Annotated in this window: 14 protein-coding genes and 1 pseudogene; 6 read left to right on the top strand and 9 right to left on the bottom strand. The window is 64.1% G+C overall.

Features of this window, described 5'->3' with window-relative positions; all coding sequences use genetic code 11:
* Positions 1-76: 76 nt before the first annotated feature.
* The 3 genes from QSJ95_RS02805 to QSJ95_RS02795 form a co-directional block, all read right to left on the bottom strand.
* Positions 77-1,408, bottom strand: a complete 1,332-nt coding sequence (locus QSJ95_RS02805) for a lipase family protein (RefSeq protein WP_285639881.1) — start codon at positions 1,406-1,408, stop codon at positions 77-79.
* Positions 1,332-2,495, bottom strand: coding sequence for a hypothetical protein (locus tag QSJ95_RS02800; RefSeq protein ID WP_285639880.1), 1,164 nt, complete (start codon positions 2,493-2,495; stop codon positions 1,332-1,334). Before QSJ95_RS02800 ends, QSJ95_RS02805 begins: the two co-directional genes overlap by 77 nt.
* Positions 2,496-3,009: 514 nt before the next feature.
* Complete coding sequence (locus QSJ95_RS02795; protein ID WP_285639879.1) at positions 3,010-3,882, bottom strand: tetratricopeptide repeat protein; 873 nt, start codon at positions 3,880-3,882, stop codon at positions 3,010-3,012.
* 566 nt (positions 3,883-4,448) lie between these two features.
* Between QSJ95_RS02795 and QSJ95_RS02790 the strand changes: the two are divergent.
* Positions 4,449-4,892, top strand: a pseudogene (locus QSJ95_RS02790) (recombinase family protein).
* 110 nt (positions 4,893-5,002) lie between these two features.
* Here the strand turns inward: QSJ95_RS02790 and QSJ95_RS02785 are convergent.
* Entirely contained in the window at positions 5,003-5,443 is a 441-nt protein-coding gene (locus QSJ95_RS02785) for a carboxymuconolactone decarboxylase family protein (RefSeq protein ID WP_009622167.1), read from the bottom strand.
* Between the two features lie 154 nt (positions 5,444-5,597).
* On the opposite strand from QSJ95_RS02785, the gene pdxR reads away from it, so the two are divergent.
* Positions 5,598-7,031 carry a MocR-like pyridoxine biosynthesis transcription factor PdxR gene (pdxR, locus tag QSJ95_RS02780; RefSeq protein ID WP_285639878.1) on the top strand — a complete coding sequence of 478 codons (1,434 nt, stop codon included), beginning with the start codon at positions 5,598-5,600 and terminating at the stop codon, positions 7,029-7,031.
* Positions 7,032-7,050: 19 nt separating this feature from the next.
* Here the strand turns inward: pdxR and QSJ95_RS02775 are convergent, their stop codons facing one another.
* Complete coding sequence (locus tag QSJ95_RS02775) at positions 7,051-7,839, bottom strand: SDR family NAD(P)-dependent oxidoreductase (RefSeq protein WP_285639877.1); 789 nt, start codon at positions 7,837-7,839, stop codon at positions 7,051-7,053.
* Positions 7,840-8,099: 260 nt separating this feature from the next.
* Between QSJ95_RS02775 and QSJ95_RS02770 the strand changes: the two genes are divergently transcribed.
* The 3 genes from QSJ95_RS02770 (at position 8,100) to QSJ95_RS02760 (ending at position 10,839) form a co-directional block, all read left to right on the top strand.
* Entirely contained in the window at positions 8,100-9,305 is a 1,206-nt protein-coding gene (locus QSJ95_RS02770) for an NAD(P)/FAD-dependent oxidoreductase (protein WP_285639876.1), read from the top strand.
* Positions 9,306-9,904: 599 nt separating this feature from the next.
* Positions 9,905-10,405, top strand: coding sequence for a type VI secretion system amidase effector protein Tae4 (locus tag QSJ95_RS02765; protein ID WP_285639875.1), 501 nt, complete (start codon positions 9,905-9,907; stop codon positions 10,403-10,405).
* Entirely contained in the window at positions 10,402-10,839 is a 438-nt protein-coding gene (locus QSJ95_RS02760; protein ID WP_285639874.1) for a type VI secretion system amidase immunity protein Tai4, read from the top strand. Before QSJ95_RS02765 ends, QSJ95_RS02760 begins: the two co-directional genes overlap by 4 nt.
* A gap of 66 nt (positions 10,840-10,905) precedes the next feature.
* Here QSJ95_RS02760 and QSJ95_RS02755 read toward each other — a convergent pair whose 3' ends face one another.
* The 4 genes from QSJ95_RS02755 to QSJ95_RS02740 form a co-directional block, all read right to left on the bottom strand.
* On the bottom strand, positions 10,906-12,330 hold the full coding sequence (locus tag QSJ95_RS02755) for a short-chain fatty acid transporter (protein WP_043314890.1): 1,425 nt from the start codon (positions 12,328-12,330) through the stop codon (positions 10,906-10,908).
* A gap of 98 nt (positions 12,331-12,428) precedes the next feature.
* Entirely contained in the window at positions 12,429-13,610 is a 1,182-nt protein-coding gene (locus QSJ95_RS02750; protein ID WP_285639873.1) for an acetyl-CoA C-acetyltransferase, read from the bottom strand.
* A gap of 264 nt (positions 13,611-13,874) precedes the next feature.
* Positions 13,875-14,531 (bottom strand): CoA transferase subunit B, encoded by a 657-nt coding sequence (locus QSJ95_RS02745; protein ID WP_285639872.1) that lies wholly within the window; start codon positions 14,529-14,531, stop codon positions 13,875-13,877.
* A gap of 26 nt (positions 14,532-14,557) precedes the next feature.
* Complete coding sequence (locus QSJ95_RS02740; RefSeq protein WP_009622180.1) at positions 14,558-15,256, bottom strand: CoA transferase subunit A; 699 nt, start codon at positions 15,254-15,256, stop codon at positions 14,558-14,560.
* Positions 15,257-15,380: 124 nt separating this feature from the next.
* Between QSJ95_RS02740 and QSJ95_RS02735 the strand changes: the two genes are divergently transcribed.
* A complete protein-coding gene (locus QSJ95_RS02735) occupies positions 15,381-16,307 on the top strand; it encodes a LysR family transcriptional regulator (RefSeq protein ID WP_253390296.1) in 927 nt (308 codons plus the stop codon).
* Positions 16,308-16,337 lie beyond the last annotated feature (30 nt).

Raw genomic sequence — 16,337 nt, 5'->3', positions numbered from 1 at the left:
TGGAGTGATCCGCATCGAAGGGCTGCACCCGATTCCCCTCACCTTGCTGATCGACGCCGACCCCCTCGCTGAAGTGCTACAAACCCGCCGATTGCGGGCAAAGCGTGCCGAACCCAAGCGGCCCACCATCGGTGATCCCACACCACTGCACAGCCCCCAGCGCACGGGGTATTCCCCCGTCGAGGAGCAGGCAATCGCGGCGGGGCACGATTATCACCACGTACGCATCGGCCAACTGTGCGACAGGCTTCCCCGACTCGATCCGCCTCTGCCAGAGGGGGAACCACTGCCGCCCTACCACTTCCCCGACAGCCGCTTCAGTGGATACACCCTCGGAAGCGAGGTGGGTTATCGCCAGCCCTATAAGCGCCTGGATCGTCGCCACGTGCTGGAGGTGTGCCCGTTTCGGACCTGGTCGCTGGTACTGCACCACCAACGTGACTACAGCCTGGTCACGGCCTACAACCTGGGCCTGATGAGTGTGCTGGCGTATAGCACGCACGAGCCAGGGCAGTACGGTTCTGTGGAAGACTTTCAAACTCTGTAATTCAAGGAACAGGCGATCACGGACCAATTCATCCTCAGGTATGAGTTCTGCGTATTTGACCATCTGATCGTTGAGCTTGCGCCGATCATTCTGGCGCTCTTGCATCCGAGATGGATTTATTGATTCAACCAATTGGCCATAGATGTAAGGCTGGTACTTTCCCATGAAGTGATTACGTATTCCCAGCAAGTTGCCGCGCTTGACATTTCGCCCTTTCGGGAAATATTTATCTTTGTGATCCGGCGAGAGCGAGGCGGTGTAGCGCTCCTGCGCGGCACGGGCTTTCTCGTCATCCTCTTTGCTGAGCGCAGGCACCAGAAATAGCTTGGCCTGGGCGGGTAGCGGTCGACTAATAACGGTATGGTAGGGAGCCCCCGGCCCCTCCCGCATTTTGTAGAACTGATTTTCGGAGCCGCGAATACGCATATGCTGCTCCGTGCGATAGAAGGCGACGATTTCACCATGATGGTAGAAAGGATCCTTTCCCCTAATAACCAGGTCAGCCATAAGCTGTGCAACGGACCAAGTAGTACCTAGGGTGGTGCCTAGCGGGCCATAGAGCTTATACAGCGAGTTTTCCAGGTCGGCTTCTGGCGGTACTTCGGGAATCAGATCGGTATCGTTGACATGGCGGAAGTGCCACATGTCATCCAGGCAGGCCACCGCTTGCAGGGTGAAGGTGCGCGGCATGCCGTAGGTGTACAGCAGCGGGTTAAGGTCTTTCAGGGAGGCCGCATGGATAAGCCCTAACGCGCCGCCGAGGCTATGCCCGCATATGAATAGATCACGGCGACGAGCTGCAGCTCCAACTCTGCCCCCCCAAATCCTCAACAAATTTCCTTTGAGCGACCTCGTAGGCATCGCGGAACCCTAGATGCACACTTCCCCTTGGCGTCAGGTCAGCACAGGGTACCTTTGGTTCACAGTTGGCCTGCACCTCGGGTTTGACCGGGCGGAAGGCGACATCCGTGGCCAAATCTGGGAAGGGGAAATTCATTTCAGTGCCGCGCCACCCCACCAACACTTGCGAAGTATTGATCGCATAGAACAGCTGGGTGTCCCCCTCTGGCGGCTTGGCTTCTTTGGTATCTAGCCTTTCCGCTTCGGTATAGCGCTCGCTGAAAGGCACATCGACCACAACGCAAGGCGGGTTCGTGTACCCATCCCTCACTCGAGGCGTACGTGACAGGTCCAGGCACTGCCTGAAGAAGAATTCCTGCACAGAACCGTACTGCCCTGGCTCGTGCGTACTATACGCCAGCACACTCATCAGACCCAGGTTGTAGGCCGTGACCAGGCTGTAGTCACGTTGGTGGTGCAGTACCAGCGACCAGGCACGGAAGGGGCAGACCTCCAGCACGTGGCGACGATCCAGGCGCTTATAGGCCTGGCGATAACCCACCTCGCTTCCGAGGGTGTATCCACTGAAGCGGCTGTCGGGGAAGTGGTAGGGCGGCAGTGGTTCCCCTTCTGGCAGAGACGGATCGAGTCGGGGAAGCCTGTCGCACAGTTGGCCGATGCGTACGTGGTGATAATCGTGCCCCGCCGCAATTGCCTGCTCCTCGACGGGGGAATACCCCGTGCGCTGGGGGCTGTGCAGTGGTGTGGGATCACCGATGGTGGGCCGCTTGGGTTCGGCACGCTTTGCCCGCAATCGGCGGGTTTGTAGCACTTCAGCGAGGGGATCGGCGTCGATCAGCAAGGTGAGGGGAATCGGGTGCAGCCCTTCGATGCGGATCACTCCATCGGCGTCGGCCTGCCCGCGGTACTCCGGCACGACACCTTCTCGTGTGGCATCGTTCTGTGCTCGATAGGGAAGGTACGGCAGTGCTTCGCCGTGCTCGTCCAGCAACTGAACTTCGACCCAGTGTTGTATCTGCGGACCACACAAGACCTTCTTGCCTGGGCATAGCGTATCCGTGCGGTGCATTCTATCGGATTTGTCCATCGTCACTTCCTTTGGCTCGCGGGCATAGCAACGGTGCTACGGACCGATTACGCCGAGCACCAACTAAAAGGACGAATAGGATCAAGCTGCTCAGCGAATGTCTATCAGACACGGCTGGAAATTCAGGGCGACCCGGCGTCGGAGCTGATTGGGCCGTCTAGGTGCTGACTGAGCGCGGGTATAGCGGCTCAATAAAACCGTGGTTTTCCCGAACTCACCAGACGCCACAAGGGTTTGCGGGCAGCACCTGGCTAAAATGCACTTTTTGTTCCGTTGCGCCCCAAACCCCAAATTTCAGTCAGCCTCGGCGGTTGTTGCTAGAAGCCCGCGAGGCTCATGCCCACTAGTTTTACTATCGGCTAGCACCTTCCGGATTTTGCGGATCGACCGCCTACGTTTAGCCAAGTCCTTCACCTTCTTGTATTAGTTTCTTATCGTGGTTTCCAATTTTTCGGTGCTGATGGGGCTCAGCACTTAGATTGGCGGGATTCGCCTATATAAGCCACGCAAAATATCAAGGCCAATCTTCCTTTCCGCCCTTATATAAATCACGCTTGTAACACTCATAAACATCATATTTACACGCTTCATTCAGATAGCTCAGCGACATAGCGCGACTTACTTCAACGCCTTGACCGCGATGATACATAAGCGCAATCAGGCTGAAAGCTGCTGATTTGGCAGAGCTCAAATTATCCAGCGAAGCTTTATTTAATAGCGACATCGAAACGGTGTATTTTTGAGCATGACTTTCATAGATCGCCATCGTGATCATTGCGAATGAATTGCCTTCTTCCGACAATTTCCTAATTCTATCTTTGTAGACATCATTAAATGTTTCGGCATATTTAATTTCATTGACCCTAACGAGCCCGGCCTCAGACTCTCTATCACCGAGATTGACAGCTTTTTCGAAATAACCATATGCCTCATCCGGATCATCAGCCATCGTTATGTTCCCCAGCAACCTCCAGGCTCGTGAGTATCCGCTATCGGCCGCTTGTTTTATCAACGACAAGCCTCTCACCCTGTCTATTTCGACCCCAATGCCATAATAAAACATGTTTCCTAGATAGGCCTTAGCCGAAGCATCACCACTAGCCTCTGCAATCTGGAGAGCGGAAAAGGCTTTACTCATATACTTCTCAGCCAAAGCCTCATTGGATGGTAAAACATACTTTGCCACTTCCTTATCAGTATTGGAGTACATTCCTCCAAGCATGTAATAGGCGATACCATTGTTGGATCTTTCAAAATATTCAGCAGCTTTGAAGACATCAGTCTCCACGCCGTTACCATCCAAATACTTCATGCCTTCATTTAAGTTAAATTCATCACTAAGCATTTCCGCCAAGCTAACGCCAGGGGTTGTGATCAGAAGAACCATAATCAATCTGATAAGATGCCTCATGCTACCCTCAGTATTTGAGCGCTTCCACTAAAGTTTTTGGAAAATTGCTTGATTCAAAAGGACCGCTCATGGGGTTTGTAAGCCGTGACCGGGCTGTAGTCAGGTCGGTGGTGCAGTACCAAGGGCCAGGCGCGGAAGGGGCAGACTTCCAATACGTGACGACTTGAATTTCGACCCAGCGTTTAATTTGCGGGCTGCACATGACGTCCTTAACTGGGTATAGCGTATCCGTAAGGTGCGTCCAATCACTCTTGTCCATCGTCACTTCCTTTTGCTCGCAGTCATAGCAACGGTGCTACGGACTGATTACGCCGAGCACCAACTAAAAGGACGAATAAGATCAAGCTGCTCAGTGAATGTCTATCAGACACGGCTGGAAATTCAGAGCGACCAGGCGTAGGCAGCAGAACTGCGGATAGTTCGGTAATGCCCGAAACCGAGCGATTTTGGACAGATAGAGCGCGACCCGCTCAAAATATAGCCTGATATAATTTTGGACACGGGCGATATTTCGGACACTCTATTAGGACGACTTCGCCCCTATGCCACGTACCTTTGCCTATGTTCGCGTATCCACCACCGGCCAGACCGTCTCGAATCAAATTCGAGAGATCGAGGCTGCTGGCTTCCACGTCGAGTTTCGCCGGATTGTGACGGAGACGATTTCAGGCAGCGCAGCGCCGGGAGTTTTCGAAGCTTATGGATCGTCTGGAGGCCGGTGACGTGCTCATCGTCACGAAGCTGGATCGGCTTGGCCTCAATGCAGTGGCCCAGTTCAACGGGATTTGCTGATCGAGCGCACGCAATCGGGCATCGAGCGGGCGAAAGCCGAGGACAAAGTACTGGGCCGACCATCCTCTCTCAGCAAACAGCAGCAACAGGACTTGCGGGGCGAACTGGCTGCCGGGGCGAGCGTTTCAGCCATCGCCCGTAAGTTCGGCACCAGCCGACAAACCGTGATGCGCGCTCGCGCATCCGACGCCTGACATTCCGCACAGGCGCCTCCTGAAAGCGGTCGTCAGGGCTTACGTTGGTTTTTCTCCCCAACCCCCTATTACGCCCTGCCCGGCAGCCTGCCGCGGCAACCCCGGCGGCGCTAGAGCGCCGGCAGCTGGCGGAAGCTCACCGCCAGGCGGTTCCAGCAGTTGATGGCGGAAATGGCCACGGTCAGGTCCACTGCCTCGCGCTCGTCGAATTGGCTGCGCAACTGCTGGTAGACCTCGTCGGGCACGTTGGACTGCGATAGCAGCGTGACCGCCTCGCACCAGGCCAGCGCGGCCCGCTCGCGCTCAGTGAAGAAGGGCGAGTCGCGCCATACCGCCACGGCGTACAGGCGCCGCTCCGACTCGCCGCTGCGCCGCGCCTCCAGCGCATGCATGTCGGCGCAGAACGCGCAGTTGTTGACCTGCGAGACGCGCACCTTGACCAGCTCCAGCAGCGGCTTCTCGATGGACAGGTCGAAGGTCGCCGCCTCCAGCGCCAGGATCGCCTTGAGCGCTTCCGGCGAGGCCGTGTAGTAGTCCAGGCGTGGTTCCATGGCGAAATTCCTCGAAGGTAGATGAAGACCATTCTGCCGGGCGCGCCGCCACGCCGGGGTGGCCAATCCGACGAAAAACCGCTACGCAACTTCGCGCCCGGCCCGGCCGCTGGCTACTCTTGCGCCAATACACAGCGAGCGCGGAGGGGCCTTCATGGAGTTGCACATCGTCATCCAGGGCCAGAAGGACCTTGGCGGGCAACTCTACGCGCAGCTGCGCGAGGCCATCGACAGCGGGCGCCTGGCCGCCGGCGCGCGGCTGCCGCCCAGCCGCCTGCTGGCCGAGCAACTGGGCCTGTCGCGCAAGACGGTGTCGGACATCTACGCCCAGCTCACCTACGAGGGCGTGCTGGTCGGCCGCGTCGGCAGCGGCACCTTCGTCAACGCCCGGGTGCCACGCCACGAGCAGCGCCCGCAGGCCATCCGCTACGCCGCCCAGGAGGCCATCGACACCTGGGAGGCGCTGCAGACGCGCATCGTCCACCCCCACGCCGGCGTCACCCTGCGCGCCGACTTCCTCGGCGGCGCCAGCAGCCTCAATACCTTCCCCCACGAGGACTGGCGCCGCTGCGTGCACTTCGCCCTGCGCCAGATGCAGGGCCCGCGGGCGGTCTACGCGCAGCCCGAGGGCCTGCCCAGCCTGCGCGACGCCATCGCCCGGCACATCGCCTACAGCCGCGGCGTGCAGTGCCGCGACGAGGACGTCATCGTCTGCAACGGCGCGCAACAGGCCCTCGACCTGCTGGCCCGGGTGCTGGTGCGCCCCGGCACCCGGGTGGCCATGGAAGACCCCGGCTACCCGCCGGCGCGCCTGCAGTTCGCCATGCAGGGCGCGGAAATCGTCAGCGTGCCGGTGGACACCGAGGGCCTGTGCGTGGAGCGCATCCCCGACGGCACCCAGCTGATCTACTGCACCCCGGCGCACCAGTTCCCCCTCGGCATGCCGATGAGCGAGGCGCGGCGCCAGGCCCTGCTGACGCGGGCCGCGGAGCTGGGCGCGGTGATAATCGAGGACGACTACGACAGCGAGTTCCGCTACGAAGGCCGCCCCCACGAGACGCTGCACAGCCTCGACCGCCTGGGCCTGGTGGCCTACGTCGGGACCTTCTCCAAGACGCTGCTGCCGGAACTGCGCCTGGGCTACCTGGTGGTGCCGCCGGGCCTGCGCCCGGCGTTGCTGCGCGCGCGACAGCTGAACGACTGGCACAGCTCGACCCTGGCGCAGTGGGCGCTGGCGAAATTCATCGCCGACGGCTGCCTGCTCAAGCACATCCGCCGCTGCCATGGCATCTACGCCACGCGCCGCGAACGCATCCTGGCGCGCGTCGAGGGCGACCTCTCGCCCTGGCTGCAGGCGGTGCCATCCAACGCCGGCTTCCACCTGGCGCTGCTGTTCAAGGTGCCGGTGAAGCTGCCGCTGCTGGTGGAGCTGGCGCGCAAGCTGGAGGTCGGCATCTACCCGCTGGACGGCTTCTACGACCGCGAGCCGGTGCGCCAGGGCCTGCTGATGGGCTTCGGCGCCATCGAGAAGCTGGACATCGATCCGGCCCTGGACAAGCTGCGCGACCTGCTCCGGCAGATCGCCTGAAGCCGCGCAGCCACGCGCCTCAGAAGGCCGAACGCACCACCCCGCCGTCGGCGCGCAGGGCCGCGCCATTGGTGGCCGAGGACGCCTCGGAGCAGACGTACACCACCAGGTTGGCCACCTCCTCCGGCGTGGTGAAGCGCTTGAGCAGCGAGCTGGGCCGCGCGCTGCGGAAGAACTCGGCCTCGAATTCGGCGAACGGCTGGCCGCCGGAGAGCTTGCCGACGAACTCGTCGACGCCCTCGGAATGCGTCGGCCCCGGCAGCACCGCGTTGACCGTTACCCCGGTGCCCGCGCAGTCCTCCGCCAGCCCGCGGGACAGGCCGAGCTGGGCGGTCTTGGTGACGCCGTAGTGGATCATCTCCACCGGAATCTGCACGCCGCTCTCGCTGCTGATGAACACCACCCGGCCCCAGTTGCGCTGCTTCATGCCCGGCAGGTAGGCGCGGCTGAGGCGCACGCCGGACAGCAGATTGACCTGCAGGAAGCGCTCCCAGTCCTCGTCGGGAATCTCCGCGAAGGGTTTGGGATCGAAGATGCCCAGGTTGTTCACCAGCACGTCCACCTGCGGGTAGCGACCCACCAGCTCGGCGATGACCGAAGGCTGCGACAGATCGCCGGCGAAGCCCTCGACACGGGCATTGGGCTGGGCCGCGCGCAGCTTGGCCAGGGCGGCGTCCACCGAAGCCTGGCTGCGGCCGTTGAGGATCACCCGCGCGCCTTCGCGCGCCAGGCCCTGGACGATGGCGAAACCGATGCCCTTGGTGGAACCGCTGACCAGGGCGAGCTTGTCTTGCAGATTGAAGTTCATGGCGCTGCTCTCGGTTGTTTTCAATTCTCGATTTTCGTAGGAGCGAGCTTGCTCGCGAACGGATTCCGCTGCGGGGTTACGCGAACAAGGGCTGGGCGACGATGTGCTGAGCGAACCCAAAGCAGCCTAGGCGCTGCCGGCAACCACGTCCAAGCACCGCAGGATTGGACTGCCGCTTTTCGCCCGGATTGTCCGTTATTCCCCGCCCGCCGAACGCCTAGTATCCCCTTCACGAAATTTCCCTTCCCAGGAGTCCCGCCATGCAACAACGCATCCTCGTCATCGGTTCCGGCTTCGCCGGCATGTGGGCCGCGCTGGGCGCCGCCCGCGTCCTCGACCAGCACGGCCGCAGCGACGTCGAAGTCGCGCTGGTCGCCCCCGAGCCGCTGCTGCACCTGCGCCCGCGCCTGCACGAGGCCGCCCCGCACGCCATGACCACGCCGCTGCTGCCGCTGTTCGAGGCAGCCGGGGTGCGCTATGTGCAGGGCAGCGTCGAGCGCATCCACACCGGCGAGCGCAACGTCGAAGCCGTGAACGAGCGCGGCGAACGCTTCACCCTCGCCTACGACCGCCTGGTGCTGACCGCCGGCAGCCGCCTGTTCCGCCCGGCCATCCCCGGCCTGGCCGAGCACGCCTTCAGCATCGACCAGACCGACGAAGCCAGCGCCCTGGACGTGCACCTGGCGCGCCTGGCCGACCTGCCGCCGAGCGACGCGCGCAACACGGTGGTGGTCGCCGGCGGCGGCTTCACCGGCATCGAGATCGCCTGCGAGCTGCCCGAGCGGGTACGCCGCGTGCTGGGCGAGGATGCCGAGATACGGGTGGTGATAGTCGAGCGCAGCCACGTCATCGGCCCCGACCTGGGCCCCGGCCCGCGCCCGCAGATCGAGCAGGCCCTGGACGAGCTGGGCGTGGTGCGCTTCCTCGGCGCCGCGGTCAACGCCATCGACGCCGACGGCCTGAGCACCACCACCGGCGAACGCATCGAGGCGAAGACGGTGATCTGGACCGCCGGCATGCACGCCAGCCCGCTGACCGCCCAGGTGCCCGGCGAACGCGATGCCCTCGGCCGCCTGCACGTGACGCGCGACCTGCGGGTGAAAGGCGTGGACGCCGTATTCGCCGCCGGCGACGTGGCCCTGGCGCAGGTGGACGACGCGGGCAACCACGCGCTGATGTCCTGCCAGCACGCGATGAACATGGGCCGCAGCGCCGGCTACAACGTCGCCGCCGACCTCCTCGGCCTGCCCACCCAGGCCTACGCCCAGCCGGTCTACGTCACCTGCCTCGACCTGGGCCCCTGGGGCGCGGTCTACACCGAGGGCTGGGAGCGCCAGGTCAAGCTGCAGGGCGCCGAGGCCAAGGCCCTCAAGCGGCAGATCAACACCCAGTGGATCTACCCGCCCCTGCCCAGCCGCAAGGCCGCCCGCGAAGCCGCCGACCCGCAGCGGGTGGTGGTGGCGTAACCGTTCGCGGTCCTTCGCCGCTACACCTGTGTCATTCCCCAACGCCATGGTCGAACCGGGCTTTGCCTCCGGCCATGGCGATGGGTATCGCTTCGCTCCACCCATCCTACGGGAACCCGGAAAACAGCGTAGGAGCGGACCTTGTCCGCGATAGCCGGAGGTTCCGGCGCAATTCGCGGATGAGATCCGCTCCTACGCCGCCCCACCCACAGCATTCCCTGTAGGAGCGCGCCCTGCGCGCGAATCGCGGGCAGGGCCCGCTCCTACAGGTTGGTCGTCGCAACGGTGTCCGGGCCAACGGCGTATAACTGTTCGCGGTTATACGCCGCTACACCCATGCCGCAGGGGTTTCTGATGTTCTCGTAGGAGCGGACCCTGTCCGCGATAACCGGAAATTCCGGCACGATTCGCGGATAAGATCCGCTACGGGTTGCTCTCACCTGTGCCTCATGTAGTAGCGAATCGCGGGCAGGGCCCGCTTACAGGTTCGTGGGGCGCCTGCTCCCGTCGTTATCCGCCGCATCGGGGAACTTTCCGATCCGTCGTGGGCACAAAACCAACGATCCAGCCAAGGACCGACACCACTCAAGGATGAATCTATGCCTCGCCCTTCCTTCCTGTCCGCCTGGGCAGCCGCCATTCGTATCTATGATCCGGTCGATCCCGGATCGAAAGTCGCCAATGTCATCGGCGGCAATGTCGCCAAGAACGTCAATAACCCGGAGCCTGCTCAACGCTGGAGCAATACCTGCGCAGTACGTATGAGCTACATCCTGAATCAGTCGGGCCTGATCATCCCGCAGGTGCGCGGGCGTACGGTATCCGGTGCCGACCGGCGCTGGTATTTTTTCCGGGTGCGGGATCTCATCGCCTTCCTGGAGCAGCGCTGGGGGGCTCCGGACGTCATCAAGTACCCACCGCCTGGAGGCGGAACCATGGCTGGCAAGAAGGGCCTCGTGCTCTTCGAAGTATCGGGATGGTGGGACGCTGCGGGCCATGCAACGTTGTTCGATGGCACGCATTGCTACGACCACTGCTATTTCAACGAGCCTGGTGTGAACTATCAGACCGACAGGGCGAACTTCTGGAGCCTGCCATGAGCAAGAACTTGACCACTCGCTGTCTCGCCCTGCTCGCAGCAGCCCTTCTTCCCCTGGCGGCCCAGGCGGAAGGCCCGCAGGCGGCCGCCCGGACCTATGCGCAGAACTACAAGGACATGGTCCTGGCCACCTGCATCGCCAATGCCTACAAGGCAGACGGCTCCGCCGCCGTCGATGCCGGCAGCAGCGTCAGCGCATTGCGCGACTGGACGTACTACGACATGGAGAACAGCCCGGACGCCATCAAGGCCCTGGTCGAGGGCTACCTGGCCCGCGACTATCGCAACCCGCTCACCGAATCCGAGGTCAAGGGCGTGCGCTTCGACTTGCTGAAGTGCCTGGACCTGTACCACAGCAAGGAACTCCAGGCGCAGGTCGACAAATTCGTGCTCGACCCCGGGCACAGCTACCGCCAGGACAACCCGCGTCCATAAAGCCCATGAAAAAGCCCGGGCACCTCGCGGTGCCCGGGCTTCTGCCGTTGGCGGCCGTCTGCGTGGTTACGGCATGACCGGCGGCAGGTACTGCAGAGTGGTGCCCAGGGCCCAGAGCAGGAACAGCACCAGGGGCACGTGGACCAGCAGCTGGACGAAGGAGAAGCCGATCAGGTCGCGGGCCTTCAGGCCCAGCACGCCGAGCAGCGGCAGCATGTAGAAGGGGTTGATCAGGTTCGGCAGCGCCTCGGCGGCGTTGTAGATCTGCACCGCCCAGCCCAGGTGGTAGTTCAGTTCGTTGGCCACCTGCATCACGTAGGGCGCCTCGATGATCCACTTGCCGCCGCCGGAGGGGATGAAGAAGCCCAGCACCGCGGAGTACACGCCCATCAGCAGCGCGTAGGTGTCGTGGGAGGCGATCTGCACGAAGAAGGTGGAGATGTGGTGCGCCACGGTGGCGCCGTCGGTGCCTTTCACGGTGGTCATGATGGCGGCGATGGAGCCGTACAGCGGGAACTGGATCAGCACCCCGGTGGTGGTGGGCACCGCGCGGGCCACGGCGTCGAGGAAGTTGCGCGGGCGCCAGTGCAGCAGCGCGCCGACCATCAGGAACAGCAGGTTGTAGGTGTTCAGCCCGGAGATGGCGAGGATCGCCGGCTTGGTGGCGAACTCGTGGAACAGCCAGCCGGCGGCCAGGGCCACCAGCAGCAGGATCAGCAGCGGGCTGTGCTCCAGCCACTCGCCGGGACGGCTGGGCTTGCTCATCTTCGGCGGGGTGAAGCTGACGTCCACGCCGCAGGCATCGGCGTCGCGGGCGCTGGATTCGCCCGGCGCGGTCATGTAGGCGATCACCACCGACACCACCACCAGGGCCAGCAGCATCAGGCCGGACTGCCAGAGGAAGATGGTCTCGGTGAAGGGGATCACCCCGGTGATGGCGAGGATCGACGGCGGCAGGCTGCCGGGGTTGGCCTGCAGCTGTGCGGCGGAGGAGGACAGGCCCAGCGCCCAGACGGCGCCCAGGCCCAGGTAGGCCGCGGCGCCGGCGGCGCGGTAGTCCATCTTCAGGTCCGTGCGGCGGGCCAGGGCGCGCACCAGCAGGCCGCCGAAGACCAGGCTCAGGCCCCAGTTGAGCAGCGAGGCGAGCATCGACACCACGGCCACCCAGGCCACTGCCGAGCGGCCGTTCTTCGGCACCCGCGCCAGCAGCGCGATCAGCCGCGAGGCCGGGCCGGAACTGGCGACCACGTAGCCGCCGATGACCACGAAGGCCATCTGCATGGTGAAGGGGATCAGGCTCCAGAAGCCGTCGCCGAAGGCCTTGGCGGTGTCGCCGGGGGACGCGCCCATGGCCAGGGTGGCCACGGCTACGATCAGCACCGCCAGGGTGGCGAACACCCAGGAGTCCGGGAACCAGCGCTCGGCCCAGGCCGAGCAGGCCATGGCGAAGCGTGCGGAACGGCTTTCCTGCAGTTGCAGTTTCGCGTTCATTTTTCCTACCTCGATTTTCTTGGAGTTATTTTTCTTTGTAACGCCGAACGCCCCGGAGTTCGTCCGGGGCGTCCGTCACACGGGCACGCGGGGCTCGATCAGTCGCGGACCAGGGCCAGGGCCACGCCCTGGCCACCGCCGATGCACAGGGTGGCAAGACCCTTCTTCGCATCGCGGCGGAGCATTTCGTGCAGCAGGCTGACCAGCACGCGGCAGCCGGAGGCGCCGATGGGGTGGCCGAGGGCGATGGCGCCGCCGTTGACGTTGACCTTGGCGGCGTCCCAGCCCAGTTCCTTGCCCACCGCCAGGGATTGCGCGGCGAAGGCTTCGTTGGCCTCGATCAGGTCCAGCTCGGCCAGCTGCCAGCCGGCCTTGTCCAGGCAGCGGCGGGTGGCGGAGACCGGGCCGATGCCCATGATCGCCGGGTCGACGCCGGCGCTGGCGTAGGCGGCGATGCATGCCAGCACCGGCAGGCCCAGTTCCTTGGCCTTGGCGGCGCTCATCAGCAGCACGGCGGCGGCGCCGTCGTTGAGGCTGGAGGCGTTGCCGGCGGTGACGCTGCCATCTTTCTTGAAGGCCGGCTTGAGCTTGGCCAGGGCCTCGGCGGTGGTGTCGGCGCGCGGCTGCTCGTCGGTGTCGAAGCTCAGCGCCTCGCCCTTGCGCTGCGGGATGCTCACCGGGACGATCTCGTCACGGAAGCGCCCGGCCTCGATGGCGGCCACGGCCTTCTGCTGCGAGGCGGCGGCGAAGGCGTCCTGTTCCTCGCGGCTGATGCCGTACTTGTCCACCAGGTTCTCGGCGGTGATGCCCATGTGGTAGTCGTTGAAGGCGTCCCACAGGCCGTCGACGATCATGCTGTCGAGCAGTTGCGCATGGCCCATGCGCAGGCCGGTGCGGGCCTTGGGCAGCACGTAGGGCGACAGGCTCATGTTCTCCTGGCCGCCGGCGATCACCACCTCGGCGTCGCCGCAGCGGATGGCCTGGGCGGCCAGGTGCAGGGCCTTGAGGCCCGAGCCGCAGACCTTGTTCAGCGTCAGCGCCGGCACCGCATGGGGCAGCCCGGCGGCGATGGCGGCCTGGCGCGCGGGGTTCTGCCCGGAACCGGCGGTGAGCACCTGGCCGAGGATCACCTCGTCCACCTGCTCGGGCTTCACGCCGCTGCGCTGCAGCAGCTCGCGGATGACGATGGCGCCCAGTTCGTGGGCGGGGATGTTCGCCAGGCTGCCCTGGAAGGCGCCGATGGCGGTGCGGGTGGCGGCGACTATCACTACGTCTTGCATGATTGGCTCACTCCGGTGGCTTGGCTGCCCTCTCCCCCGCCCTCTCCCTGAAGGGAGAGGGAGCTGTCCGTGCCAGGATGACTCATGTGCTCATCCCGGCGCCGGACCAGTCCCCTCTCCCGCTTGCGGGAGAGGGTTAGGGAGAGGGTGCTCTTACAGCGCGACTAACTCAGTGGTGGTGATGGGTATCGCTTCGCTCAACGCCATCCTACGGGTGCTACTCCTGCGCGCGATCGCGGGCAGGGCCCGCTCCTACAGGGGGTGTCAGAAGGTCATTTCCTTCACGTCATCCGGCACGATCAGCCGCCCGGCGGTCTTCTCGGCGATCTCGGCGACGCTCACCCCCGGCGCGGTCTCGCGCAGGACGAAGGCGCCGTCGATGATTTCCAGGTAGGCCAGGTCGGTGAGCACCTTGCGGATGCAGCCGGCGCCGGTCAGCGGCAGGCTGCAGCGGTCGAGCAGCTTGGACTCGCCGTCCTTGGAGGCGTGGGTCATGGTGACGATGATGTTGTCGGCGCCGGCCACCAGGTCCATGGCGCCGCCCATGCCTTTCACCAGCTTGCCGGGGATCATCCAGGAGGCGATGTTGCCCTGCACGTCCACCTCGAAGGCGCCGAGCACGGTGAGGTCGACGTGGCCGCCGCGGATCATCGCGAAGGATTCGGCGGAGGAGAAGATCGACGCGCCCTTCACGGCGGTCACGGTCTGCTTGCCAGCGTTGATCATGTCGGCGTCTAGGGTTTGCTCGGTGGGGAAGGCGCCCATGCCGAGCAGGCCGTTCTCCGATTGCAGCATCACTTCCATGCCCTCGGGCACGTAGTTGGCCACCAGGGTCGGGATGCCGATGCCGAGGTTCACGTAGTAGCCGTCCTGCAGTTCGCGCGCCACGCGCTGGGCCATCTGTTCGCGGGTCAATGCCATCTTCTTGTCTCTCTTGTCCGGTGGGCTCAGGAACGCACGGTGCGCTTTTCGATGCGCTTCTCGAAGGTCCCCTGGATGATGCGGTCGACGTAGATGCCGGGGGTGTGGATCTGGGTGGGGTCCAGTTCGCCCGGCTCGACGATCTCCTCCACCTCGACCACGGTGATGCGCCCCGCGGTGGCCACCACCGGGTTGAAGTTCTGCGCGGTGTGGCGGTAGATGACGTTGCCGTAGTGGTCGGCCTTCCAGCCCTTGACGATGGCGAAGTCGCCGGTGATGGCCTGTTCCATGATGTGCGGGCGGCCGTTGAACTCGCGCACTTCCTTGCCTTCGGCAACCGGGGTGCCGTAGCCGGTGGCGGTGAAGAAGGCCGGGATGCCGGCGCCGCCGGCGCGCAGTTTCTCGGCCAGGGTGCCTTGCGGGGTGAGTTCCACTTCCAGTTCGCCGGACAGCAGCTGGCGTTCGAACAGTTCGTTCTCGCCGACGTAGGAGGCGATCATCTTGCGGATCTGCCGGTCTTCCAGCAGCACGCCCAGGCCGAAGCCGTCGACGCCGCAGTTGTTCGACACCACCGTCAGGCCCTTCACGCCCAGGCGGCGGATCTCGGCGATGAGGTTCTCGGGGATGCCGCACAGGCCGAAGCCGCCCGCCAGTACCGTCATGCCGTCGGTGAGCCCGGCCAGGGCCTCCGCGTAACTGCCAACCCGCTTGTCGAGTCCTGCCATCTGCTGCTGCCTCTCTTGTAGTTTGGGTTTCCGACCGGCCGGTCGGAGAGCGTCTGCAGCTTCACCGCTGGGGACTGATTTGTTAAGTTTGTTTTTCCAATCGATTATTCGGCTTTGCTTATCAATGACCGTCAAGCAACTGCGCGCCTTCCTCGCCGTGGCGCAGAGCCTGAGCTTCGCCCAGGCCGGCGAGCGCCTGCACCTGTCGCAGCCGGCCCTGAGCCTGGCGATCAAGAACCTGGAGGAATCCCTCGGCGGGCAGCTGCTGGTGCGCACTACCCGCAGCGTCGCCCTCACCCCCGAGGGCGAGACCCTGCTGCCCATCGCCCGGCGCCTGTTGGCCGACTGGGACAACGCCGAGGAGCTGCTGCGCCAGCACTTCACCCTGCAGCTGGGCAAGGTCTCCATCGCTGCCATGCCCTCCTTCGCCGGCAACCTGCTGCCGGGCGCGCTCATGGCCTTCCGCCAGCGCTACCCGAAGGTGAACGTGGCGGTGCACGACGTGATCAACGAACAGGTGCTGGAGATGGTGCGCAACCGCCGCGTCGAGCTGGGCATCGCCTTCGAGCCGGACAGCCTCGACGGCCTGAGCTTCCAGGCCTTCTACAGCGACCGCTTCGTCGCCGTGCTGCCGGCCGGCTCGCCCCTGGCCGGGCAGCGCCGGCTGACCTGGGCGCAATTGCTGCAGCAGCCCTTCATCACCCTGCAGCGGCCCTCGGCGGTGCGCCTGCTGCTGGAAGACAGCGTGGCGGCCAGCCACGGCAAGCTGGCGGTGGCCTTCGAGAGCCACCAGTTGGTCACAGTGGGGCGCATGGTCGCCCAGGGGCTGGGAGTGAGCGCGGTGCCGCGCCTGTGCGTGAAGCAGATGGAAGAGCTGGGCGCGCGCTGCGTGGACCTCTACGAACCCACGGTGGAACGCCGCGTGGGCCTGTTCAGCCTGGCCGAGCACAAGCTCTCCAGCGCCGCCCAGGCGCTGAGCGACGTGCTCTTGCAGATAGCCGACTGGCCACGGTTGCAGAAGGAGGGTTGCGAGGAAGGTCGAGCAGAGTGAGGCAGAGTCGCGCGGCGCGGGCGGCGGAAG

The sequence above is a fragment of the Pseudomonas sp. NBRC 100443 genome (genome assembly GCF_030268185.1).
In the GTDB taxonomy this organism is placed as follows: Bacteria; Pseudomonadota; Gammaproteobacteria; order Pseudomonadales; family Pseudomonadaceae; genus Pseudomonas; species Pseudomonas citronellolis.
The sequence above is the reverse complement of the archived record's forward strand: the minus strand, read 5'-3'. Positions and strand labels throughout refer to the sequence as shown.